Genomic DNA, 1068 nt, shown 5'->3' on the forward strand with positions numbered 1-1068 from the left:
CTGCACGGTCTGCCCGTAGTAGCTGCCGGCCAGCAGCCGCGCGCCAAGCCCCGCAACCGCGCCGGTCGGCAGCTCTCCCACGATGGCCCCCACCAGCGAGGCGGCAATGCCGATCTTCAGCGAGGCGAACAGATACGGCATCGAGGACGGCAGCCGCAGCTTCCAAAACCCCTGATTTGTATTGGCGTTATAGGTTTTCAAAAGGTCCAGCTGCATCGCATCCGGCGCCCGCAGGCCCTTCACCATGCCGACAACCACCGGGAAGAAGCTGAGGTAGGCTGAGATAACCGCCTTCGGGATAATCCCCTGCACCCCGATGGAATACAGCACCACGATGATCATCGGTGCCAGAGCGATGATCGGGATGGTCTGGCTGACAATCGCCCAGGGCATCACCGACATATCCATCACCCGGCTATGCACGATCCCCACCGCAAGCAGGATGCCCAGGCCGGTGCCAATGGCAAAGCCCAGAAGCGTGGCGCTCAGCGTCACCTGCGCATGATAGATCAGGCTGCGTTTCGAGGTGACCTTCTTTTCCACCGTGGTCTGCCACAGCTCCACCGCCACCTGATGCGGGGCCGGCAAGCGCGGACGCTCCTGCACCCAGGTTTCGCCAATAGCAAATGTGTTCTTCGCCACCAGCCCGATTTCACTCATGTACCGGCGCTCCTTGGCGGCAGCCGGTGTGACCACGGCCCCTGCCCGCTCTGCCTGATCAAGCACACCTTTGATATTCATCGGGACGCAAGCGGCGTACCAGAAGCCGATGATGGCAGCGAGCACGGTGAGGACAGCAAGAAGGCTTTTCATGATCCGCCCCCGCGCCGCACCAATTTTCTGCACAGAAAATTGACCGGAAAATTTGAATATTCCGATATCGTGAATGATGCGCCCGTCAGTGTACAAGCGGTGTTCAGGGACTGCGTGTCAGATGCCGCCGTATTTTGCTGGTTGATATCAGTCATCGCCATGACCCGCCCGCAGCCCTTCGCGCACCCGATGCGCAATTTCGATGAACTCCGGACTGTCACGGATATCCAGAGGCCGTTCTTTCGGCAGGGTGCT

At 60.2% G+C, this 1068-nt stretch carries 1 protein-coding gene and 1 pseudogene; both read right to left on the reverse strand.

The window, feature by feature from the left end; translation table 11 throughout:
- The coding region (locus A2I95_RS41575) for an ABC transporter permease (RefSeq protein WP_291738112.1) at window positions 1-813 on the reverse strand (813 nt) is incomplete at its 3' end.
- Window positions 814-960: 147 nt separating this feature from the next.
- Window positions 961-1068 (reverse strand): annotated as a pseudogene (locus A2I95_RS41580) (ABC transporter ATP-binding protein); the annotation flags it as partial.

It is taken from the genome of Leisingera sp. F5 (genome assembly GCF_001593695.1).